The sequence below is a fragment of the Lacicoccus alkaliphilus DSM 16010 genome, assembly GCF_900142805.1.
Lineage (GTDB): Bacteria > Bacillota > Bacilli > Staphylococcales > Salinicoccaceae > Lacicoccus > Lacicoccus alkaliphilus.
In genome coordinates, this window is sequence record NZ_FRCF01000007.1 from 39,669 (window position 1) to 56,008 (window position 16,340).

Sequence of the window (16,340 nt, forward strand, 5' to 3'; positions counted from 1 at the left end):
ATCATATGTGCTTTTGCATTCCTATTACGATACCTAATCTATTTATTCATATCATGATTGGAAATCAAAGGTGTTGATCAGTAGTTTATAGAGGTGAAGGAAACAAAGGGAAGCCGGACTTCAATATGAGGTCCGGCTTCTTTATTTGGGTCCTTCTTTTTAGAAACTGGTACCTAAAAAAATTTTAATCTGGTACTTCATAGTTTTTTGAAAATTGTGCATAGTTTAAAGGGAAATACACATTCTGTATATCATTACATTGTATGTGTATGAAGGAGGAATCAACATAGCTGGAATAGCATAATCCTCGCTTTTAATGAAAGCGCTTTATCATTGTAGGAGCCGTATTCGTGAGAGTACAACAAAGAAAGGGGCATGGAATTGGAAATCAAACATAAGTATACATTCAAGGATTTGTCGAAACAGGAGGTGTGGGATGTCATTCAGGATCCCGAGGCGCTCCAGGCGGCACTGCCGAACTGCGAAACTTTTGAAGAAGTCGGAGATGAAGAATATAAGGCAGTAATGAAGATCAACATGGGTGCCATTCAAGGTGAGTTCACTGCAGATGTGCAGCAGGTCGATAAAAAGGAGCCGGATTCTTACAGGTTACTGGTTAAAGCCAAAGGGAAGCCGGGGGAAATTGAAGCGGATGCCAACATGATTCTGGATGAGGCGGATGAAGGCACTGAATTATCGTGCATTGCGGAAGTCGGATCAACCGGACTCATGGCCACGGTCGGTCAGCGGATGGTCGGCGGCGTGGCAAAAGTTGTGCTCGGTCAGTTTTTCAAAGATATCGAAAAACAGGCGAAACAGGCAGCAGGTCAGTAAGACGGATTTAAAGTTTATTCATTAAAATTTTAGGGGTGTGTCCATGAATAATGAATTAGTCAATGTGACCATTACGCTTAACGGGGAGAAAAGAAGTGCCGATGTGGAACCGAGGATGTTACTCGTCCATTTCATCCGGGATGTACTGAATGTCACAGGCTCCCATATTGGCTGTGATACGAGCCAGTGCGGGAATTGTACGATACTGGTCAACGGCAGATCGACGAAGTCGTGCACACTGCTGGCAGTGCGTGCAGATGGATCTGATGTCATTACGGTGGAAGGGATCGGCACAACCGAAAAACTGCATCCGATCCAGCAGGCTTTCTGGGACGAGCACGGTCTTCAGTGCGGTTATTGTACGCCGGGGGCAATGATGGCGAGCATCGATTTCCTCACTCAGAATCCAGATCCAACAGATGAAGAAATCAGGGAAGGCCTGGACGGCATCATATGCCGATGCACCGGTTATGAGTTTATCGTCAATGCCGTCAGAAGTGCTGCAAAAATGATGAATGAAGATAATGCAGTCAAAGGGGAGGTCTGATCCATGGAAAAGATGGTCGGTCAAAGAATCAAAAGGAAAGAAGATCCCAAGTTGATTACAGGCAACGGCGTGTATCTGGATGACATTAAGATTCCAGGACTGCTGCATGCCAGCATCTTACGCAGTCCACATCCGCATGCGAAAATAGTCAGTATTGATAAAGAGAAGGCGCTGGCCCACCCGGGCGTAGTTGCAGTCTATACAGGAAAGGATCTCGAAGGGAAAATAAATCCGGTCCCGACATCATGGAAAGTACCGGGCATGAATCTGATTGAAACGAAACAGTATCCTCTCGCGATTGACACTGCCCGCTATGTGGGTGATGGTGTGGCGATGGTGATTGCTGAAAGCAAGTATACAGCGAGAGATGCTGTGGAAATGATCGAAGTGGAGTACGAAGTGCTCCCCTCTGTCGCCAATCAGAAAGAGGCGCGTAAAGAGGGCGCACATCAAATTTATGAAGAGGTGCCTGATAACGTGGCATTCAAATATGTGGCCGGGGAAGTCACCGATGAAGATCTCGAAAATGCCGAAGTGCTCATAAAAGGCACTTATAACACGCAGAGGGTTGCACCGAGCCCGATGGAGACGAGGAACTCGTTGGCCCAGTATAACCCGGGGAGTGGAGATCTTAAGCTTTATGTCGGCTCACAGAACCCGCATATCCATAGAATGGTGTTATCGGAAGTCCTGAATTTTCCGGAACATAAGTTCCATGTGAAAGTTGCAGACATGGGCGGCGGCTTCGGCGGCAAAATAGGGGTATATCCCGATGAAGCGCTCGTCTCCTATGCAGCGATGGATTTGAAGAGGCCTGTAAAATGGGTGGAAACGAGGAATGAGCATTTCCAGTCTGCAAATGCCGGCCGTGATATGATGGTCGATTTGGAACTTGCGGGTACAAAAGATGGGAAAATCACGGCATTACGTGCTGTTAACCATGCAAATATAGGCGCCTACCTTGCAACCTTCGGACCGGGCAACCCAACGATTGATTTTGGTCTGATGTTATCAGGTCCATATAAAATAGAGAAAGCCCAGTGCACCACATACGGCATGTATACAAATACGATGTCTGTCGACTCATACAGGGGCGCAGGTAAGCCTGAAGTGACATTCATGCTCGAGAGGGCGGTCGAAGATTTTGCGAGGAAGATCAATATGGATCCAGTCGAAGTCAGGCGGATCAATTTCGCGTCCAAAGAAGAATTTCCCTTCACCAATGCCCAGGGTCTGATTTATGACAGCGGGGATTACGTCAAAGCTTTGGATAAGGCTGTCGAAAATGCCGGCTATCAGGAGCTGCGGGAGAAGCAAAAAGAATTAAGGGCGCAGGGCCGGTATATTGGAATCGGCCTCTCATCTTATGTCGAGCTGTCCGGGTTCGGTCCTTCAGCCGTCGCCGGCGGGATAGGTTTCCAGGGCGGCATATGGGAGAATTCCACGGTCCGTGTCCATCCGGGAGGGACAGTGACGGTCTATACAGGGACCTCTCCGCATGGGCAGGGGCATGATACGACGTTCAGTCAGATTGTTAAAGATAAACTGGGCATCCCTTACGAAGATATCAATTTTGTATTCAACGATACACGCGCAGTGTCGATGGGGTGGGGGACATATGGATCCAGATCCCTGGCAGTAGGCGGTAACGCAGTAGCACTGGCTACTGACAAAGTCGTGGAAAAAGGGCGTTTGCTCGCAGCACATCTTCTTGAAGCCGATGTGGAAAGTATTGATTTTTCAGAAGGTATCTACTCGGTCAGAGGAGAGGCGGGAAGACGGAAAACATTCAAGGAAATTGCGAAAGCTGCGAACTTCGCGTGGAATATGCCGGAAGGCATGGAACCTGGTTTGGAGGAGAAGACATTCTTCGACCCATCCAACTTCACATATCCTTTCGGGACCCATATCGCCGTGGTGGAAGTGGATGTTGAAACGGGTGGAATTAAAATACTGCGTTATATCGCGGTGGACGATTCAGGGAAGATCGTCAACCCCACGGTAGCTGAAGGTCAGATACTCGGAGGCATCGCGCAGGGGGTCGGCCAGGCCTTATGGGAAGGTGTGCAATATGATGAAAAAGGTCAGTTGCAATCAGGATCATTCATGGATTATACCATGCCCAAAGCAAACTTTTTCCCGAAAATTGAAATGGAATTCACTGAAACGCTCTCCCCTGTAAACCAGCTGGGTACGAAGGGTGTTGCGGAATCAGGAACGACAGGTTCAATTGCAGCTGCGGCAAATGCAGTGATGGATGCATTGGCACCCCTTGGTGTCATAAGTATAGAGTTACCGTTGAAGCCTGAAAAAGTTTGGAAGGCGATTCAGAAAGGAGGGGCAAAATCATGATACCTTCTCAATTTAAATATGTCAGTGCGCAGTCTATTGAAGAAGCGATATCAATGTTGCAGGAGGCGAACGGCGAAGGGAAGATTCTGGCAGGCGGGCACAGCCTGGTACCGCTGTTGAAATTCCGTATCACCACCCCGGGGACGCTAGTGGACATCACCCGTATCCCGGGGCTGAAAGAGGTACGTGTTGAAGACGGCCGCCTGATTGTAGGGGCGTTGAAGACGCATTTTGAAATTTCCAGAAATGAAACAATCATTGAAAATATCCCCTCACTGGCTAAAACGGCAAGTGAAACGGGAGACCTCCAGGTGCGCAACTATGGCACGATAGGCGGCAACATCGTTCATGGTGACCCCGTTGCGGATTATCCGGCAATTGCACTGGCGTTGGATGCAGAACTGAAGGTGGAGGGTGAAGATGGCACCGAGATGATGCCTGTGGATGGGTTTGCCCTCGGACCATTGATCACGATGATGCCGGAAAATGCGCTAGTGACGGAAGTGAGTTTTGAAATCCCTCCGGAACACGTGGCCCAAACATACTTGAAGTACACCCATCCGGCGACAGGTTACCCCCTGGTCGGGGTAGCGGCAATCGCAGGTACAGACAGTGGCGGTGCAATCGATTACATCAGAATTGGAATTACAGGGGTCAGCGATGTGTCATATCGTGCGCGACCTGTCGAAGAGCATCTGATGGGCAAAAAACCAAGCAAGGCACTGATCGAGGAAGCGGCTGCACTGGCCACTGAAGGTGCCGAGATGGGGTCCGACTTATTCGCTTCACCCGAATACAGGGCACATATCACAAATGTGTACGTCAGACGCGCATTGCATGAAGTGTTGAAATGATGATGGACAAACTGTGGGCCTTCTAAGGGGGCGGATCACCATTAAAGAGACGGGGGTGATTTTATTGAAAGAAAACCTGAAAGTTTATGAGGCAATTGCTGAAGCAAAAGAATCCGGGAAGAGAGCGGCAGTTGCGACCGTCATAAAAGTGATCGGGTCGAGTTACCGCCGGGAAGGTGCGAAGATGTTCGTGGACGAGACGGAGAGGAATATAGGATTGATTTCCGGCGGCTGCCTGGAATCTGATGTTGCGGAAGAAGCGAAAGCCGTCATCAAATCAGGTAAACCATTCACAAAATTTTATGATCTCGATGAAGATTATGTATGGGGGCTCGGACTTGGATGTCCCGGGAAGGTGATGGTTTACATCGAGAGGGTAAGTTAAATTCATGAAGTGGGGAGGAGAAGCAATGCATAACGATACAGCATATGACTCCTGGTTGGAATCAATACAACGAAATGAAGCGTGCGGACTGGCCACAGTGCTGCACGGGGAGGATGCACAAAGCTTTGAACCGGCCCGTGTATTTTTAAATGAGGATGGTGCGTCGGTAAACACCATTGAGGACCCTGCGCTAACGGAAGGAATCAGGTCCAGAATTGCGGAGAAGCTTGGAAATAAGAATGCCAAAGGCGAGACTGTCAAGATTGCTCTGAAAGAGGGGGGCGTGGCAAGCGTGTTCATAGATATACATCATCCGCCGGTCCATGTGATGATTTTCGGGGCGGGACACGATGCAGTGCCTGTGGCGAAGTACAGTGTCTCACTCGGTTTCGACACGACTGTGGTGGATGCCCGGGAAGCATTCAATTGTGAAGACAACTTTCCCGGAACAGAGCGCATCATCGTCCAGCCTGATCATTATCGGAAACATGTCACGATCACTAAGAACACATTTGTCATCGTGATGAATCATCACATGGAAAAAGACAGCAAAAGCCTGGCATTTGCCTTACGGTCGGGTGCGCCTTACGTCGGTGTCCTGGGGCCCCGGTCAAGAAGGGAAAAGATGATGGCACAGCTACATGAAGAAGGTGTATCTTTCTCGGTGGCTGAACTTTCCAGGATGCACAATCCGATCGGGTTGGATATAGGCGCGGAGTCATCTGAAGAAATCGCAATCAGCATCCTCTCAGAAATCATTGCTTTGAGTAAAGGCCACAGGGGCGGGTTCCTGCATGATAAGCACAGTATACACAAGTATCCATCCCAAAACGGAATACCTGTCAGGAATTGAAGGTGACGCAGATGGATGCGGAAAAGATTTGTGCCGTGATACTTGCGGGAGGGACATCCAGCAGGATGGGAGAGTTGAAACAATTGTTGCCGCTGGATGGAAAACCGCTGCTTGAACATGCCATCCGGCAAGCCCTGGACAATGAGTTTACGGAGGTCTACACTGTTGTCGGCCATGAAGCGGCGAAGATCAAATCTAAAATTGACATCACTGAGGAAAGGCATCATTGGCTCGTCAATGAACACTATGGTTTCGGCCAGGGCACATCCCTCAAAAAAGCATTGATGCATTCGAAGGATGATTACCGCCATGCAATGGTCATGCTTGGAGACCTGCCATTCATCCAAAAAGAAACAGTGGAGATGGTGAAGTTCTCAGGCATGGCGCTTTGCAGAACCCAAACGCAGCCATTCATCGTCCGCCCGGTGCATCTTGGTCAAGTCGGTCATCCGGTGTTCATCGGCAATATCAGTGAGCAGCTGGTGGAACAGCTCGATGGTGACGCCGGTTTCAAATCAATGGCACATCTCTTTGCCGTCATGCAATTGATTGAAACCGGCGATGATGGAGTGAATTTTGATATCGATACTCCAGAAGACTATAAGATTGCAGAAGAAAAAGTACGGACGTGAAAATCTGGTACCTAAAAAAAATTAATGTGGTACTTTTTATATTGTCAGAATACTGATAATTTTGAATGAGGTTTGGTATTATAAAAAGCACTTGATTACTTAAAGGATTTGTAAGCGTTTTAACGGGGATTGATTTTTAAAGGAGAGGTGGGGCAACATGACCCGATACGAGTATGGTGGAGATGAATTCATTTTCGTTGAGCTGTCGGAGGAAATGACTTTGCAGGCCAATTTCAAGGCCAAGGCGATCACGGAGGAATTGAGGAAGCGGGATCTGACCGGAATTGTGGACATCTGTCCGGGCAATGCTTCATACATGATCCGGTTTATGCCGGAAGACATCCATCCGGATGAGCTTATAGAGTTATTGAAACAGCTGGAGGAAGAAGTCTCCTGGAAAGAGATGACGATACAGTCCAGGATCGTCGATGTACCGATATTCTTTGATGATCCGTGGACTCATGAAGTACTGATGAGGTTCCGGGATAATCATCAGGATCCTGAAAGTACCGATTTGGACTATGCAGCAAGGATCAACGGCTATGATTCCAAAGAGGAATTGATCAAGGCGATGACGGATGCACCTTACCTGGTCTCAATGATCGGTTTCGTGCCCGGATTGCCATGGTGCTATCAGATGGTGCCGCAGGACCGGCAGATCGAGGTGCCGAAATATGTCCGGCCCCGTACTTTCACACCTGAGCGGGCTTTCGGGTTCGGAGGCGCTTTTGCTGTGATCTATCCAGTCGAAGGGGCGGGCGGATATCAGTTATTCGGTACCGCTGCTGCACCTATTTTTGAAAATGAACAGAAGAATAAGGACTTCAAAGATGAAATCACGTTCCCGAGACAGGGAGACATCTTCAGATACAGGAGCATCACCCGCGAAGAATATGATGAAATCAGGGAAAAGGTCGAAGCAGGACAATTTGAATATTTAATCAAAGACTTTTCATATAAACCTCAGGATGTTCTGGAAGACCCCGACGCTTTTTCAGAAGATGTGATTAGGAGGTTGTACAAATGATCAAAGTGATTCAACCGGGACTCCAGACAACCGTCCAGGATTTGGGAAGGATCGGCCACTATGAAGTGGGCATGCCCCCTTCCGGAGCCATGGACACTTATGCGCTGAAAGTATCCAACCTGCTCGTAGGGAATGATGAAGATGCGGCAGGTCTTGAAATAACCTACATGGGTCCAAAGTTGAAATTTGAAGCGGACACGCTCATCGCCATCACAGGCGGGGAAATCCCTCCGAAAATCAATGATGAGCCGGCAGGTATGTGGGAAACGTTATCTGTCAAAGCCGGAGACGTTTTATCGTTTGACTTCGTCAAAAGTGGTGCACGGGCCTATTTGGCTGTTCAGGGCGGTATCGACGTGCCTGAGATTATGGGCTCGCGTTCGACTTATACATTGATTGGCATCGGAGGGCTGGAAGGGCGTGCCCTGAAAGAAGATGACGAATTGAAGATTGCCTCCGACAAAAATGTGAACGTCAAGGCAGGTAGGAAGATCGATGAGGATTTGATTCCGAAATACTCAAAAGAACATGATATCAGGGTTGTCATGGGACTCTGCAGTTACCGTCTGACTGAAGAGAGCAAGGATGAATTCCTCAGTACGGAGTGGCAGGTGACACCGGACGCCAACCGTGTCGGTTACCGTTTCAAAGGTGCAAAGATGGATTTTGTGGAAAGGGAGCAGCCATTTGGCGCAGGGAGTGACCCTTCCAATGTGACGGACCAGGGTTACCCGATCGGTTCAATTCAGATTCCGGGGGGCATCGAGCCGATTGCACTGTTGAACGACGCTGTTACAGGCGGTGGTTATGTCACTGTGGCAACGATCATCAGTACGGACCTCGATAGGATGGCCCAGGTGAAATCCGGAGAAAAAGTGAAGTTTGTCGCCGTTGATATTGAAGAGTCGTTGAAGGCCAGAAAAGAAATGAAAGATAAATTGGATGAAATCAGAAAACAATTAGCGTAAGCAATCAAGGAGGAAATGATGATGAGCAACAGTATAAAAGTCATGGCGCCGATACCAGGTGTTTTTTACCGCAGGCCGTCCCCGGACGAAGATGTATACGTCAATGAAGGGGATGAAGTCAAAGAAGGCGACATCATCGGATTGGTGGAAGTCATGAAAAGCTTCCACGAATTGAAGGCGGAAGCTTCCGGTGTGATCGATGCATTCAAAGTTGAAGACGAAGGTATGCTTGAAGCAGGCCAGGAAATTGCAGTGATCAATCAAAAATAGACGCATTAAGTTCATGGGGTGGAAATGTTGGCATTATTCAATAAAATATTAATAGCAAACCGCGGTGAAATCGCATTGAGGATCATCAGGACATGTCATCTCATGGGGATAAATACGGTGGCAGTCTACTCTGAGGCGGATGTTGACGCGCCGTTTGTCAAGGAAGCGAAAGAAGCAGTCTGTGTGGGGGAAGCGCAGGCAAAAAAAAGCTATCTGAACATAGATAAAATCATCAGCACAGCAAAAGAGCTGAACGTGGACGCCATTCATCCGGGCTACGGATTCTTATCTGAAAGCTCGATATTTGTAGAGCTCTGTGAAGATGCAGGAATAACATTCATCGGACCCGGCAAAGATGTAATGGAGATCATGGGCAGCAAGCTCAAATCCCGGCAAATGATGAAAGCAGCCGGGATACCGGTCGTACCGGGCTCGGACAAGAACCTGGACTCCCTGGAAGACGCCTTGGAGGTCGCCGGAGAGCTGGAATTTCCATTGATGCTCAAAGCCAGCGCAGGCGGTGGCGGAATAGGGATGAAGAAGGTGCATGACAAAGAAGAACTCACGGCGGCTTTCAAAACGACTAAGAAGCAGGCTGAAAACTTCTTTTCGGATGATAAATTGTTTTTGGAGCAGTGGATATATGAACCGCGCCATATTGAAGTGCAGATCGCAGCAGATTCAAAAGGCAACGTGATCCATTTGTTTGAGCGGGAGTGTTCCGTCCAGAGGCGCCATCAGAAAGTGATCGAGGAATCACCTTCACCGTTCCTGAGCGATGAAGTCAGGAAGAAGCTTCTTGAAGCGGCAGTCAAAGGTGTCGAACATCTCGGGTACAAGAATCTCGGCACGATGGAATTCATCTTTGATCAATCTGGAGATTTTTATTTCCTTGAAATGAATACGCGTTTGCAGGTCGAGCACCCTGTCACCGAGGAAATCACCGGACTCGACCTGGTTGAGTGGCAGATCAGGATCGCCGCCGGTGAAACGCTGCCCCTGACTCAGGAGGAAGTTGTGCAGTCCGGCCATGCAATCGAAGCGAGATTGTATGCAGAAGACCCGAAGACTTATTTTCCATCACCGGGCACGATTACTAAGCTGCGTCTTGCGGAAGATCTTGGCAGGTACGACTTCGGTGTGGTTGAAGGCTCCAAAGTCACACCTTTTTATGACGCAATGATAGGTAAGATCATCATCCATGGTGAAGGCCGTGAAGAAGCGATCGACAAGATGAAGAAAGCTTTGGAGAAATTGGAGGTTGAAGGCATCATTACTAACCTTCCATTATTGAAAGACATCATGACTGCGGACCAGTTCACATCCGGACAATACACTACAAACTTTTTGGATGAGTTCAACAAATAATTTTCTAGGTGGTGGATTGAATGAAGATAGATCTTAATTGTGATATGGGTGAAAGCTTTGGCCTGCATGTCCAAGGCAATGATGAGGAAATGATGAAATATATCACATCCGCCAATATCGCCTGCGGCTTCCATAGCGGAGATCCGCATGTGATGCGGGAAACCGTGGCGCTCGCAAAGAAATATGGTGTGGCAATCGGTGCACATCCCGGCCTCCCGGACCTGGTCGGATTCGGCCGGAGGCGTATGGACTGCACAGCTTCAGAAATGAAGGACTTCATCACTTACCAAATGGGCGCCCTGAGGGAATTCGCCAGGGCAAATGATGTCGGCATACAGCACTGCAAGCCCCATGGGGCGATGTACATGCAGGCCATGGAAGACCGTGAAGTGGCAAGGGCGATTCTTGAAGCGATCGAAGAGATTGATAAGAATACCATCATCTTCGCGGTGAATAATTCGGTGATGCTGGATGAAGCGGTAAAGATGGGTATCCCGGTGGCTAAAGAAGGGTATGCCGATCGTGAACATACCGCTGATGGCAGCCTCGTGCTCACCCGTAAAAGCGGCAATCTCGATGATTTTGATCGGATGGCGGAACGTGTCGTGCGTATGGTCAAAGAGCAGAAGGTCGTCACTTATGATGATCAGGATGCTTCAATAGAAGTGGAGACGATCTGCATACACGGTGACAATCCGGATGCGCCGAAGCTGGCGAAATCCGTAGTTTCCGCACTCAATCAGGCCGGGGTGGAAGTTGTTCCCGTGAAGCAGCTGATTTGAAGTGTATAAGTTTGACTAAGGAGAAGAACACGGTCACGTGTTCTTTTTTCTGTCCGGTATAAAGGTGGAAATATAATGATGATCACGCGTCATCCTGTCCTTTTTTTGTTATACTCACTTAAAGACTTAATATTCCAAAAGTCATGTTTTTCATTTGAATGCAAAGGGGTTAAAGACAAGTGCAGGAGAAAACGCAGTTTTTAAAAGGGTTCGGCATGCTGTCGCGTATACTGGCTGTCGCCTTCTCAAGTTTTGTAACGATACTCTCAACATCCATTCCGCTCATTTTATTCTATCCGGAGTTAAATAATATCAACATCTTCATACTTATAGGCATTCTGTTGCTCGGTTCTTTTCTGACGCACGGTCTGCTCACACACATCATCAACGACCTTGCCGACTTCAAGTCAGGCACTGACGCCCACAGTCCGGGCATGCTTTCCGGGGGGAGCAGGGTGATTCAGGATAAAGTCTTCACTTATGCCCAATTGAAGTTTTTCGGCGTCATACTCGCTGCCATCATGGCCGTGGCGGCAGTGCTGTTCTTCATATTCGGCTACACCGTGCTCGGCATACTCACCATACTCGGAATGTGGGGGGCGTATTCCTACTCGATGCGACCGTTCAGTTTCGCTTATAAGCCGCTGCTCGGCGAGTGGCTGAGCCTTTTCCCGTCGATGCTCGCTTTAGGGCTTGCCGCCCCATGGATCATGCTGGATTCAATCCCGGTCTGGGCGTGGTTCAACGCTTCGATCAATGCAATCTGGTGCATGGCCTGGGTCATGGTCCATCATATCCCGGATATGGATGCCGATCAGAAGGCAAGGCCCGTCAAAAACACGACGGTACTGTATTACGCCAACAGATGGGGCAGGCGTGCGGCCCACTGGCCGGCCGTCCTGTATCTCGTCATCATCGGGGTGCTCGCCGTCATAATGACATCCATGCGTCCGCTTGCAGGGCTGCTCACCCTCATTCTCATCATCGTCACCATACTGATGTTGTTTGACACGGATAAGAGTGATGTAGAAGCAGTGACTGAAACTGAAAAAAAGATGTTGATCCTTGCTGCTCTGACTGCCCTCATGCTGGGTTTCCTCATTTAAATCCAGTTGGTGCTTGACGAAACTAAAGCGCGGGGGTTTCAGATATGGCAGAAAATCATTTGAAGAGACGTTTCCTGGCAGTGGTTTTAATTTTTATGGTGATGATCAGGAATGAGCATCGGCATAGGCCTGACTTGATCGCAGGCTCAAAAGTGATGTGGGGAGGTCGGTTGAATATTGATGAAAAATAAAAGGTTTCTTATGATCATCGGCGTGCTGATTCTGTTCTTCATCTTCATCCCGCTGACTGTCGGGGTGTTGGTCCATTTCAGGGACACACCCGAAAACATTTCCTATGAGAGCGATACCTATACGACGGATTCGGTGGAATTCCTATATGATCTGACATATGCGGATGAGGAGGGGGAGGAAACGCATGAACAGGAGATATTCGATGAAATCTTTCAGATGATCGATGAAGCGGAGGATTTTCTCCTGATCGATATGTTTTTATTCAATGATGACTATGACCACGGGGATCCCGAACTTGACTTCCCGCAGCTGTCCCGGGAATTATCGGATGCGCTGATCCATAAGAAGGCGCAGAATCCGGATATGGAAATCATTTTCATCACGGATCCGATCAATACATTTTACCGGACTTACCTGCCACCTCATATTGAAGATATGAAGCGGGCCGGCATACAGGTGCATCAGACGGACCTCGATCCTCTGCGGGATTCCAACCCGTTGTACTCGAGCTTCTACAGGTCTTATCTGCAGTGGTTCGGTGATTCCCGGGCAGGATGGCTGCCGAATGTCCTGAGACCGGAAGGTCCGGAAGTGAACCTCAGATCTTACTTCAGCATGTTGAATTTCAAGGCGAACCACAGGAAGACCATCATGCATGAGAGTGCCGCCATCATCACTTCGGCAAATCCGCATGATGCGAGTTTCTATCATTCCAATACCGCATTCAAAGTGGGCGGCCCGGTCCTTGAGGATCTCATGGTGAGTGAGCGTGCCGTCCTCGATATGGCCGGCGTGGATACTGAGGTGTTCGACGGGTTTGATATCGACACGGGTGATGAGACAGGAGAATATGAAGTGCAGCTCGTCACCGAAAGCAGGATCAAGGTGCAGATGCTTGAGATGATTGAAGGGACCGGGGCGGGGGACGCAATCCGCACAGGCATTTTCTATATATCCGACAGGGATGTGATCCAGGCCTTGAAAGATGCCCTGGACCGTGGTGTTGAAGTGCAGATGGTGCTGGATGTGAACCAGGATGCCTTCGGTAATGAAAAGATAGGTATTCCGAATAAACCCGTCGCTGCAGAACTGATGGATCACGAGAATCCACCAGAGATCCGCTGGTATGAATCTCACGGGGAACAGTACCATGCGAAATTCATGATGGCGGAGACGGATGGGGAAGTCACCGTGACGGCCGGGACCACGAACTTTACAAGACGGAACCTCGACGACTACAACCTTGAGACGAATCTGGTCGTCTCGGGTGGTGAAGATACGGAACTCATGACGGAAATCATGGAATACTATGAACGCATCTGGGATAACGAAGAGGGGACCTACACTTCGGACTATGACGTGCACAGTGAAGACATATGGTGGAAGAACATTCTGTACAGGATACAGGAAAATCTGGGGACATCCACTTTCTAAAATTATGTTTACCCCGGGGAACTAAGGGTAAAAGATACTATGAAAGATGAAGCAAACCATTATAGGAGGCGTATAAAATGAGAAGCATTATATATATCATCGGTCTCATTGTAGTCATAGCAGCAGTATTATCCTTAATCGGACTGATATAATTGATCGGATCGACCAGAAAATTGAAGATGAAATCTAAAATTTAACCACGCATGGCTCCCGAATTTACAACGGATTGCATGCGTGGTATAAAAATGCCTTTTTTAAGATTCCAATGCGAAGTCATACCGGACATCACCGGTGGCTTCACCCTTTACATACGTACGTTCCACAAACGTCACATTATCCGACCGGTCGATCAGAATGACGGTCGAACACCTTGTACCGTATTTGTCCATATTGATGAAGAGCGGAGATAAGTTTTTCTCTATCTCTTTCGACAAGCCGGTATCCGGCAATGAGTCCACTGCGGCAGTCTCATCATCCCGCAGCAGTTTGAAGAGTGCTTCAATATCCACATCGTCGTCATCCACGACAAATTTCAACCGTTCATTGCCTTTCACCACTTTCGGCCATGGTGTGTCCAGATGATGGTTCGACAGGCCGTGGATGCCGTCTTCGACACGGGTGACTTCATTTCGGTAATTATTGACATAATATAATTCGTCGGGGGTGCCCGCGAGCAGATTGAAGCCGGCATAGTCGCCGCCTTCCTCTGCAATCTTCTTCAAATATTCTTTTGGATGCGCATCACCCGTCAGATACCCGCGTACGAGGTGCCCGCGGGACTTGCCGTGGGTGGAGAGCAGTTCTTTGGTGTTCCTCACGTTGGTGAGGGCGGAAATCCTCCCGTCCCGGGTGATGCCGAGCCACGTGCCCATGCCGCGGAGGTCGCGACCGGCCAGCAGATCCGGGTGCTCTTCCCAGAAGTGTGCCGCTTCCGTCGGACGGCTGTATTCTTCGTCCCTGTTCGCCGCCATGACCAGTTTATATCTGCTGTGGCTGTTCAGCTGGAAATTAATCAAACACATGGAATCATTCCTATCGATTATAAGTTACTATCATTATAATGGAAAATAGATAGTGGCTCCAATATGGTGTTTACTGCATGAAAAAACGGATGGGTTTGATCCCATCCGTTCGCTGGATATATCTTCGGTCTTTATTTGAAAGTCTTGTGGACGGAAGCGTCGAATATATCTTCGACAGCATCATTCAGGGAAGTGTTGAACTCGTCATCCGACAAGTCCGCTTTCAGGTCGGAAGCAAGTGCTCTTGAGAAGCTCGCGATCAGACCTTCGTTTTCCTTCAGCTTATCGTTCGCCTGACGGCGTGTGTAACCGCCGGAAAGTGCGACGACTCTCACGACCTGAGGATGATCGATCAGTTCCTTGTAGAAGTTCGCTTTTGTAGGAATGGTGAGTTTAAGCATCACATGCTCATCTTCGTTCAGTTCATTCAGGTGATTCATGATTTCATCTTTAAGGATGCTCTCGATTTCTTCCTTGTCGTCAGCATGGATGCTGACTTCAGGTTCGATGATCGGTACAAGGCCTGACTGGATGATGCGTTTGCCGACTTCAAATTGCTGGTCGACCACGGCTTTGATGCCTGATTCATTCGCTTCCAGGATGTTGGAACGCATTTTAGTACCGAACATGCCGCGTTCAACCGCACGCCCCAGCAGATCGTCGAGGTCAGGCATCGGTTTCATCACCTGGGCACCGTTCTCTTCATCGGCAAGGCCCTTGTCCACTTTGACGAATGGGACGATGCCTTTCTCGGCAAGATATTCACCTGTGTATTTACCTTCGATTTCACGGTCCATCGTCTGTTCGAAAAGAATCGCCCCAAGTATCCGCTCTTTATTGAAAGAAGGTGAAGTGATGATGCGGGAGCGCATCTCATGTACCAAATCAAACATTTCCTCTTCGCTTGAATACTGGTCTTCATCCACCCCGTAGGCTTTCAGTGCTTTCGGGGTACTGCCGCCACTCTGATCAAGTGCTGCGATGAACCCGTCATCATTTTTCATTCTGTTGAACTGTTCCTGATTCACTAAAATCACTCCTAAAATTTTTACTCTTCACTTATCATTATGCTAAATAAACACCATTCATGCAATGATTTATACAGTCTCAGTCTTCATAGAAGATGAGTACCGCAAATGAGGTGCCCATTTCGAATTAGATGTCGAGGATTTCGGCGTAAGGATTATCATCGAGAAATGCCATAATGGTTTTATCCGGACTTTTTTTGTATTGCGCCCGGGATTTTAATCTTCATGATCCATCCCTCCTCCATTTAATTTACCCGAAATACGATAATTTTAATGAACTTTTCTTCTTATTTTCAAAGGTCATCCGGATGATTGGACACAGGACTTGCGCGACCGGAGACAGATTGCGGTATAGTATTATAAGAATTAAGTGCTCCTGTAGGGGATTGGACACAGTATGGCGTCCTGTCGCTCACCGGGAAAGTTATGTGAGCGCGAGGGGTGCTCTATCGCTCGTTCGGAGAATTATGTGAGCGCTGGGGGTGCTCTATCGCTCGTTCGGAGAATTTTGTGAGCGCTGGAGGTGTTCTGTCGCTCATTGGGAGAATTATGTGAGCGCTGGAGGTGTTCTATCGCTCATTCGGAGAATTATGTGAGCGCTGGGGGTGCTCTGCTGCTCATTGGGAAAGTTATGTGAGCGCGAGGGGTGCTCTATCGCTCGTTCGGAGAATTTTGTGAGCGCTGGG

At 48.5% G+C, this 16,340-nt stretch carries 17 protein-coding genes; 15 read left to right on the forward strand and 2 right to left on the reverse strand.

Annotated elements, in window-relative coordinates:
* Window positions 1-381 precede the first annotated feature (381 nt).
* The 15 genes from BUA12_RS08705 to BUA12_RS08765 all read left to right on the forward strand — a co-directional run bounded on the left by BUA12_RS08705 (window position 382) and on the right by BUA12_RS08765 (window position 13,604).
* Window positions 382-834 (forward strand): SRPBCC family protein, encoded by a 453-nt coding sequence (locus BUA12_RS08705; protein ID WP_072710277.1) that lies wholly within the window; start codon window positions 382-384, stop codon window positions 832-834.
* Between the two features lie 43 nt (window positions 835-877).
* Window positions 878-1,381 (forward strand): (2Fe-2S)-binding protein, encoded by a 504-nt coding sequence (locus BUA12_RS08710; protein WP_072710214.1) that lies wholly within the window; start codon window positions 878-880, stop codon window positions 1,379-1,381.
* Between the two features lie 3 nt (window positions 1,382-1,384).
* Window positions 1,385-3,733 (forward strand): xanthine dehydrogenase family protein molybdopterin-binding subunit, encoded by a 2,349-nt coding sequence (locus BUA12_RS08715; protein ID WP_072710215.1) that lies wholly within the window; start codon window positions 1,385-1,387, stop codon window positions 3,731-3,733.
* Window positions 3,730-4,587: an FAD binding domain-containing protein gene (locus BUA12_RS08720; RefSeq protein WP_072710216.1), complete on the forward strand. Its 858-nt coding sequence runs from the start codon at window positions 3,730-3,732 to the stop codon at window positions 4,585-4,587. The genes BUA12_RS08715 and BUA12_RS08720 overlap by 4 nt, the downstream gene beginning before the upstream one ends.
* A 64-nt stretch (window positions 4,588-4,651) precedes the next feature.
* On the forward strand, window positions 4,652-4,972 hold the full coding sequence (locus BUA12_RS12880) for an XdhC family protein (protein WP_178138253.1): 321 nt from the start codon (window positions 4,652-4,654) through the stop codon (window positions 4,970-4,972).
* Window positions 4,973-4,997: 25 nt separating this feature from the next.
* Window positions 4,998-5,825 carry an XdhC family protein gene (locus BUA12_RS08725; protein ID WP_178138254.1) on the forward strand — a complete coding sequence of 276 codons (828 nt, stop codon included), beginning with the start codon at window positions 4,998-5,000 and terminating at the stop codon, window positions 5,823-5,825.
* Window positions 5,826-5,836: 11 nt separating this feature from the next.
* The gene (locus BUA12_RS08730; protein WP_072710217.1) at window positions 5,837-6,457 is read left to right on the forward strand and encodes a nucleotidyltransferase family protein; all 621 of its coding nucleotides are present in this window, start codon (window positions 5,837-5,839) and stop codon (window positions 6,455-6,457) included.
* Between the two features lie 157 nt (window positions 6,458-6,614).
* Entirely contained in the window at window positions 6,615-7,484 is an 870-nt protein-coding gene (locus tag BUA12_RS08735) for a 5-oxoprolinase subunit B family protein (protein ID WP_072710218.1), read from the forward strand.
* Window positions 7,481-8,452, forward strand: a complete 972-nt coding sequence (locus tag BUA12_RS08740; RefSeq protein ID WP_072710219.1) for a 5-oxoprolinase subunit C family protein — start codon at window positions 7,481-7,483, stop codon at window positions 8,450-8,452. Before BUA12_RS08735 ends, BUA12_RS08740 begins: the two co-directional genes overlap by 4 nt.
* Before the next feature lie 21 nt (window positions 8,453-8,473).
* The gene (locus BUA12_RS08745; RefSeq protein ID WP_072710220.1) at window positions 8,474-8,722 is read left to right on the forward strand and encodes an acetyl-CoA carboxylase; all 249 of its coding nucleotides are present in this window, start codon (window positions 8,474-8,476) and stop codon (window positions 8,720-8,722) included.
* A gap of 27 nt (window positions 8,723-8,749) precedes the next feature.
* Window positions 8,750-10,090, forward strand: a complete 1,341-nt coding sequence (locus BUA12_RS08750) for an acetyl-CoA carboxylase biotin carboxylase subunit (RefSeq protein ID WP_245772790.1) — start codon at window positions 8,750-8,752, stop codon at window positions 10,088-10,090.
* Between the two features lie 20 nt (window positions 10,091-10,110).
* Window positions 10,111-10,872 (forward strand): LamB/YcsF family protein, encoded by a 762-nt coding sequence (locus tag BUA12_RS08755; RefSeq protein WP_072710222.1) that lies wholly within the window; start codon window positions 10,111-10,113, stop codon window positions 10,870-10,872.
* A 179-nt stretch (window positions 10,873-11,051) separates the two neighbouring features.
* A complete protein-coding gene (locus BUA12_RS08760; protein WP_245772791.1) occupies window positions 11,052-11,978 on the forward strand; it encodes a prenyltransferase in 927 nt (308 codons plus the stop codon).
* Window positions 11,979-12,022: 44 nt separating this feature from the next.
* Entirely contained in the window at window positions 12,023-12,169 is a 147-nt protein-coding gene (locus tag BUA12_RS13075) for a hypothetical protein (protein WP_178138255.1), read from the forward strand.
* Window positions 12,159-13,604, forward strand: coding sequence for a phospholipase D family protein (locus BUA12_RS08765; protein ID WP_072710223.1), 1,446 nt, complete (start codon window positions 12,159-12,161; stop codon window positions 13,602-13,604). Before BUA12_RS13075 ends, BUA12_RS08765 begins: the two co-directional genes overlap by 11 nt.
* Before the next feature lie 254 nt (window positions 13,605-13,858).
* Here BUA12_RS08765 and BUA12_RS08770 read toward each other — a convergent pair whose 3' ends face one another.
* Both BUA12_RS08770 and BUA12_RS08775 read right to left on the reverse strand, forming a co-directional pair.
* Window positions 13,859-14,626, reverse strand: a complete 768-nt coding sequence (locus BUA12_RS08770) for an NRDE family protein (protein WP_072710224.1) — start codon at window positions 14,624-14,626, stop codon at window positions 13,859-13,861.
* A 131-nt stretch (window positions 14,627-14,757) separates the two neighbouring features.
* Window positions 14,758-15,654 (reverse strand): fructose bisphosphate aldolase, encoded by an 897-nt coding sequence (locus BUA12_RS08775; RefSeq protein WP_072710225.1) that lies wholly within the window; start codon window positions 15,652-15,654, stop codon window positions 14,758-14,760.
* Between the last annotated feature and the right edge of the window lie 686 nt (window positions 15,655-16,340).

Excerpts from the sequence above, each read along its gene's own strand:
- BUA12_RS08730 (WP_072710217.1), top strand. The coding sequence starts at position 5,837 with ATGGATGCGGAAAAGATTTGTGCCGTGATACTTGCGGGAGGGACATCC.
- BUA12_RS08745 (WP_072710220.1), top strand. The coding sequence starts at position 8,474 with ATGAGCAACAGTATAAAAGTCATGGCGCCGATACCAGGTGTTTTTTAC.
- BUA12_RS08725 (WP_178138254.1), top strand. The coding sequence starts at position 4,998 with ATGCATAACGATACAGCATATGACTCCTGGTTGGAATCAATACAACGA.
- BUA12_RS08735 (WP_072710218.1), top strand. The coding sequence starts at position 6,615 with ATGACCCGATACGAGTATGGTGGAGATGAATTCATTTTCGTTGAGCTG.
- BUA12_RS08770 (WP_072710224.1), bottom strand. The coding sequence starts at position 14,626 with ATGTGTTTGATTAATTTCCAGCTGAACAGCCACAGCAGATATAAACTG.
- BUA12_RS08710 (WP_072710214.1), top strand. The coding sequence starts at position 878 with ATGAATAATGAATTAGTCAATGTGACCATTACGCTTAACGGGGAGAAA.
- BUA12_RS08715 (WP_072710215.1), top strand. The coding sequence starts at position 1,385 with ATGGAAAAGATGGTCGGTCAAAGAATCAAAAGGAAAGAAGATCCCAAG.
- BUA12_RS08740 (WP_072710219.1), top strand. The coding sequence starts at position 7,481 with ATGATCAAAGTGATTCAACCGGGACTCCAGACAACCGTCCAGGATTTG.
- BUA12_RS08755 (WP_072710222.1), top strand. The coding sequence starts at position 10,111 with ATGAAGATAGATCTTAATTGTGATATGGGTGAAAGCTTTGGCCTGCAT.
- BUA12_RS08765 (WP_072710223.1), top strand. The coding sequence starts at position 12,159 with ATGAAAAATAAAAGGTTTCTTATGATCATCGGCGTGCTGATTCTGTTC.
- BUA12_RS13075 (WP_178138255.1), top strand. The coding sequence starts at position 12,023 with ATGGCAGAAAATCATTTGAAGAGACGTTTCCTGGCAGTGGTTTTAATT.
- BUA12_RS08720 (WP_072710216.1), top strand. The coding sequence starts at position 3,730 with ATGATACCTTCTCAATTTAAATATGTCAGTGCGCAGTCTATTGAAGAA.